At 46.3% G+C, this 6,099-nt stretch carries 6 protein-coding genes and 1 pseudogene; 2 read left to right on the forward strand and 5 right to left on the reverse strand.

Annotated features, from left to right (window positions below; all coding sequences use genetic code 11):
• On the forward strand, positions 1 to 954 hold a 954-nt coding region (locus BG32_RS13360), incomplete at its 5' end, for a sugar ABC transporter permease (RefSeq protein ID WP_147435048.1).
• Positions 955 to 1,234: 280 nt separating this feature from the next.
• A complete protein-coding gene (locus BG32_RS13365; RefSeq protein ID WP_014731095.1) occupies positions 1,235 to 2,419 on the forward strand; it encodes an alkaline phosphatase family protein in 1,185 nt (394 codons plus the stop codon).
• Here the strand turns inward: BG32_RS13365 and tsaB are convergent.
• The 5 genes and pseudogenes from tsaB to BG32_RS13390 all read right to left on the reverse strand — a co-directional run.
• Complete coding sequence (tsaB, locus tag BG32_RS13370; protein WP_006487026.1) at positions 2,416 to 3,075, reverse strand: tRNA (adenosine(37)-N6)-threonylcarbamoyltransferase complex dimerization subunit type 1 TsaB; 660 nt, start codon at positions 3,073 to 3,075, stop codon at positions 2,416 to 2,418. The two genes, BG32_RS13365 and tsaB, sit on opposite strands and share 4 nt — an antisense overlap.
• A gap of 8 nt (positions 3,076 to 3,083) precedes the next feature.
• Positions 3,084 to 3,941 carry a YitT family protein gene (locus BG32_RS13375; RefSeq protein WP_121526971.1) on the reverse strand — a complete coding sequence of 286 codons (858 nt, stop codon included), beginning with the start codon at positions 3,939 to 3,941 and terminating at the stop codon, positions 3,084 to 3,086.
• Between the two features lies 1 nt (position 3,942).
• Positions 3,943 to 5,070 carry a molecular chaperone DnaJ gene (gene dnaJ, locus BG32_RS13380; protein ID WP_121526972.1) on the reverse strand — a complete coding sequence of 376 codons (1,128 nt, stop codon included), beginning with the start codon at positions 5,068 to 5,070 and terminating at the stop codon, positions 3,943 to 3,945.
• 24 nt (positions 5,071 to 5,094) lie between these two features.
• The gene (locus BG32_RS13385; protein ID WP_006487030.1) at positions 5,095 to 5,769 is read right to left on the reverse strand and encodes a nucleotide exchange factor GrpE; all 675 of its coding nucleotides are present in this window, start codon (positions 5,767 to 5,769) and stop codon (positions 5,095 to 5,097) included.
• A gap of 12 nt (positions 5,770 to 5,781) precedes the next feature.
• Positions 5,782 to 6,099, reverse strand: a pseudogene (locus BG32_RS13390) (heat-inducible transcription repressor HrcA); the annotation flags it as partial.

Genomic DNA, 6,099 nt, shown 5'->3' on the forward strand with positions numbered 1-6,099 from the left:
CAGTTAATTTCAACCATGAGAGATATGAAAGAAGAACTGAGTTCAAAGGTGAACCATTATATCGACCTTAGATTTTTAGGTACGACTGTGACGTTAGACGACTTCGGAACGATGCAGGAGACCTATAATTCGCTCTTTCAGCAGGTCAATGCGAGGTACCAACGTGCTTCCAGGCTAATATCAGACTTGATAGAGAAACCAGCCTCTTACTCGGCATCTTACGATAGAGAATTGAGGGAGATCGACAAAGCCCTTTTCAGGGCTAATCAGATATGGGTACAGAAGGAGAGCACCTACTTCTATTTCGTGAGGTGGCTTCTGAATTCGGTGATTGTTGCCCTTTCCGTTTCTTTGATAAGTGTCGCCGTCGCCGCTCTTGCGGCCTATCCTTTCAGCAGGATGAGGTTCCGTGGGAGGAAACAGGGCCTTCTAGGGTTGCTCTTAATTCAGATGTTCCCGACGATAATGTTCATGGTCGCATTGTACGCTCTTCTTCAGTTCATTGGGGGCTTGATTCCATTTCTGGGGCTCAACACGCTTGGCGGCCTGATCTTCGCGTATTCCGGTGGGATAGCTTTCAATATCTGGCTCATCAAAGGTTACTACGATACCATCTCGAATTCTCTGGAAGAGGCTGCCATGATAGATGGAGCAACGAAGTTCCAGGCCTTCACAAAGGTGATCCTGCCCCTTGCAAGACCAATTCTTGCTGTAGTTGCAATACTTACATTCATGAGTATCTTCAACGAGTACCTGATCGCCAGAATACTGCTGCAGGATATGAACAAGTGGACATACGCAGTTGGTCTCTGGCAGTTTTCTGGAAGATTCGAAACAAGCTGGGGTCCATTTACGGCTGCTGCACTGATTGGCGCGGTTCCCATGGTAATTTTCTTCCTCGTTCTTCAGGATTACATCGTAGGTGGTCTTACTCAGGGCGGAGTTAAGGAGTAAAGACTGCTTTTTCGGTTGTTATTTCATAGATTTCTCAAGGTTATCGCTCTTTCGGAGCCCACCCGCTATATCGAGCGGGGCGGGCTCTTTTGAGAATCAGTTTTTTCGAAAGTTTGTTCAGAGAGGTTTTCTTTTTTTGTTCGTAGAACAAGTGGTCGTATATAATTTCATTGAGCCGACATTGATGAACAGCATTGACAAATTGTGATGGTTGGTAAGGAGTGGGGAGTGTAGATCGTTCCGTACCGGAGTTGTCTACCCTCGATAGAAAGGAGTTTCAATGGAGCTGAACTTTCCTCGATACGACGGGAGTTCGATAGTCAATTTCTCAGCCGCAATTCTGGAACATTTTGACGCCGACATTCCTCAGGGCGTCAAAGCATACTCTTTGAAGGATAATGGGCTCAGCCTTGAGGGAATAGACAAAGTAGTAGTCTTTATTATTGACGCGGTGGGATACTACAATCTAATTAAGGTACTGGAGAAGAAAAGCTTCAAATATTTCGACCAGAAAGATATACGAATTTTAACCTCCGTCTTTCCTTCCACAACTGCCACAGCACTTACATCGATATTCACTGCAACACCACCCGGAGAACACGGAGTACTGGGCTATCTTCTGAATGTCCCGGAATACGGTGGACTGGTCAACATGATTGAGCTAGCCCCGTACACCCAAGACCGAGATAACCTGACCAGACTTGGATTCGATCCCCTAAAGTACAATCCCAACCCCACGATCTTCGAATTGCTCAAAGAAGTCGGAGTAAGAGGTTACCATCTCACTTCGAAAAGCTTTGTCAACACAGGTCTCACGAGGATGCATTCGCGGGGCGGCATAGCCCGGGGTGTTCACGGCCTCGGCGATATGTTTGAGGAGCTGAGAACGGCCCTTTTCTCGGAAGAGGCTGCCAGTGTCACGCTGGTCTACTGGGGATTAATAGATACTTACGGCCACAGGTACGGACCGAACTCCCTATCTTACACATCTGAAACTGCAACGGTTATTTCAGCAATTGAAGAGTTTTTCGAAGATATAGCCGAACGCAATACGGCTTTCTTCATTACCGCTGATCACGGCCAAATAGAGACTCCCTGGGAACAAGAAATATGGTGGTCGAAATTCGATGATCTCTTCGAAGAGATGTACTCAATGCCCGGTGGTGAGCAAAGGATGTCATATATCTACTCATATGACGGCGAGAAAACGAAAAGGAAAATGGAGAGACAGTTTGGTGATGCACTTGAGATTATTGAACCGTCGGGACTGGATGAGATAAAGCTCTTTGGAAAACCTCTCAACAGTGTCTTCAGAAAGAGGAGGGGTGAATTGATAACGGTTTCCAAGGGGAACTCTTCTCTATGCTTCAAATATACTGGGCAGGAACACTCTCTCAAGGGAAGACATGGGGGATTAACAAAGGAGGAGATGTACGTCCCGCTGATCCTCCTGAGAAAACCCTAAGACTCTTTCTCGTTACTTCGCTTCTCCCAGTTGATTTCGGCTATTGATTTCTGCAGATATATCGGCGCAAGATCCGAACAGCTAACTTGATTACCCGAAGCATACGTGTCCAGAACTATCTCCCTCATTGAAGAGGGATCGTAATTCTTCACCAGGCTACATCTGAAGTCTTCAAATTCCGGATCGATCTCGCCGTCGAAGAAAAGCTCCATAGTCGACAGCTCGATTTTCGATTTGATCATGCCTGTATTGCTGAAACCAGTGTTACCAACAGGCAATCCCCCTTTGTACTCCCTCCAGTAGTAATGGTCTTCCCTTGCTTTTCTCAAAATCAGATATCTGTCACTATCAACTGTTTTGGCTAGCACATCCAAGGAATTGAATGGTACGGCTGGAATACCGTGAGGAAATGCGAGACCCTTTGCCGTCGAGATTCCCACCCTCAAACCTGTGAGAGAACCGGGCCCTATTCCGACTCCGACAAATTCCAGTTCGGACACATCGATCTTGAGATTCTCAATGGCTTGTCTCATTATTACGGCTAGCATAGAACCGTATCTATCAATGTCACGGCATCTGATATCCATCTCTGCCGCGTTGCTGACGGCAGAAAGGAGAAGCGTTCTTGACGATGTATCGAAACAGATGTATTTCATAACTTGCCTCAACTGAGATCCTTGAAGCCTTCGCCGAAGACTTCAGAGTTATTCACGACTACCACAAAGGCCCGCCTGTCGGTAGTCTTGACAATGTGCCGCAACTGTCCGATTTCTCTCCGCCTTATCGAAACCATGAGAACCGGTCTATCCTCTCCGGAGAAACCTCCTGTAGCTTTGATTATTGTCGTTCCGCGTTCCATTTCGTTGATCACTTTCTCTTTAATCGCTTCACTCTCTTTGCTAATAACGAATGCCGTTCTAGTGTTTCCAATGCCTTCAATTATCCCGTCTATAGTCTTACTGGTTGTAAAGATGGTGATAATCCCGTACATGGCAGCTATCGGTCCGAAAACCACAACCGCTAGAAGTGTGATAAGTGAATCGCTTATCAGCAAACCGGTACCGGTGCTGAACCCCACGTACTTAGAGAGAATCATTGCAACAATGTCGGTACCACCTGTAGAAGCACCGCGCCACAAGACTAGCCCCATTCCAGCCCCGGCGATTACCCCGCCGTAGATTGCTACGAGCAGGAATCCATCTTGAGTCGAAGAAGCATCAAACACGGGAAAACTCAGTTTCTGCAGCAGATCGACGCTCAATGACATCAGAACGGCCGAGTAGATCGACTTCATCCCAAAACCCACACCCAGAGTGACGAAGGCCAGCAGAAAGAGAACGATGTTGTAAACAAACATCTGGGCTCCCACCCATAGGCCGAAAACTCTATAAACTATTATTGCCAGGCCACTTACCCCGCCGGCAATGATGTTGTTCGGGATCATGAAGGAGACTATAGACATGGCTGTCAGTATTGAACCGACCGTAATCAAGGAATAATCCATAAAGGTCTTTCTGGTCACTTCACTCTACGACCCTCGAATTCTTTACTTTTGCTATTTGCTGAAGGAGTTTCTTTTCCTTGCTTGAAGGCTTGCTTATGTTTACTCTGACCGTCACAAGAAGATCACCTCGTCTTCCGCCCGAAACGCTGGGAACACCGAGATTTTTCATTCTGAAGACGGTATTAGGATTCGTTCCCGCCGGGATTCTAAGTATCTCCGTTCCCCCTTCGGGAAGTGAAATCTCCAAAGTAGTTCCAAGTGCAGCCTCAACGTAATCTATCTCCTTGCTCACATAGAGGTCGTTTCCGCTTCGCCTGAACTCCGAAGGCATTTCAACCCTTACACTTACATATAGATTGCCATATGGACCGCCGTTCTGTCCAGCGTTCCCGTGACCGCCGATTCTCAGAGTAGCGCCGTTCTCTACGCCCGCGGGAATCGTCACGCTTACCTGGTGCCTTTCTTTTTCATAACCTCTTCCACCGCACACACTACAGCGCTTGTCGATTATTCTTCCAGAACCACTGCATGTGTTGCAGACATGGGTATTGCTGAACATCCCAAAGAAAGATCTATGTTCCTCTTTGACGTAACCGGTTCCGTTACAGGTTGGACAGGTTTTGAAACTTGTGCCGCCTTCAGCACCGGTTCCTTTGCAGCTCTGGCAGACCTTGTTTCTGTCGTATTCCAGTATTACCTTCTTTCCAAGAATCACATCTTTCAAATCGATCACAACGGAAGCATGAATGTCCTCTCCCCTTACAGCTCTTGGCCCTTGTGTTTTGGAGCTGCCTCCAGACCTGCTTCCTCCGAAAAACACATCGAACACATCCTGGAAATCACCAAAGACATCGTCGAAGCTTCCTCCGGTACTTCCCGGCGTTCTTCCCGAACCTCGAGGATTTGCAGCGGCGTCACCGACATAACCAAAGCGATCGAACATGGCCCTCTTTTCCTTGTCGGAGAGGACTTCGTAAGCCTCCTGTATTTCCTTGAATTTTGCTTCGGCATCCTTCTTGTTGCTACCTTTGTAAGCATCGGGATGCCACTCCTTGACAAGTCTCCTGTATGCCTTCCTTATGTCATCGTCAGAGGCATTTCTGGAGACTCCAAGAATCTCATAATAGTCTTTTCTAGATTGAGCCATCTACATCACCACCGAAGGCTCTCATTAAGACTCGGAAGAGTCGTTTACTGCAACAACCACTCTAGCAGGCTTGAGAACCTTGCCATTCAAATTGTATCCTCGTTCTATGACATCATATATGGCCATGTCCGGAACATCATTTGAAGAGATCGTTCCCTCTACTTCGTGAGAAAAGGGATCAAAGGGCTTGCCTACTTCAGGCATAATCATTGAAAGCCCCTCATCAAACATAAGCCGTTCAACCGACTTGTGGATTAGCTTTATGCCAGAAATGAGACTCTTCTTCGAATTGTCGGAGTTTTCCAGCGCGCGGCTCAAATTGTCATAGATCTCTATCAGTCGAATAATAATCTTCTCTCTGTATCTCCTTATGCTTTCCTCCGATTCACGAACCAGAGCATTTCTGTAATTTATAAATTCCGCTCTGAGCCGTGCGTTTTCGTCCTTCAGGTTTTTGATCTCATCTCTCAGAGCTTTTAATTCGTCTATTTCAGATGTCTCGGATTTGTCATGGACTTCACTATCATTCATAACTTTTTCTCTCACTTCACTTCCCTCACGGACTTTTTCGCCAGTCGCTGCTCCAGCGGTATTTTCAAGTTTATCAGATTCATCAAGTCTTGCAGCACTTCGTTCTTCTTTGACCCCTTCCTCATTATCGATACTTTCCGGATTCTTCTTGTTCTTTTCATCTATCATTTTGCATTCCTCCTATCTATTCGAAAAAACTTCTGATAATCTATTGATCGAGAAGCTCAAGTACGCGTTTATTTTTTCATAGTAGGTCAACTTTGGTGAAATGACGAAGATATTTCCAATCTTTTCGTCTTTTCTCGTATAGGGAGAGACAAATAGAGCGAAATTCTTGAGTTCCTCTCTGCCCACTTCATCACCTATGAAGACCATGTTTTCGTCAACGTCACCGAAGGAGCTCAGTAGCATCTCAAGATTTTTCGGATTCTCCACGGATCTTACCAAACCCGATACATCGGACGAATCAAGGTGTTCATTTGCAATGATGAACTCAAG

It is taken from the genome of Mesotoga sp. HF07.pep.5.2.highcov (assembly GCF_003666285.1).
Classification (GTDB): Bacteria; Thermotogota; Thermotogae; order Petrotogales; family Kosmotogaceae; genus Mesotoga; species Mesotoga prima.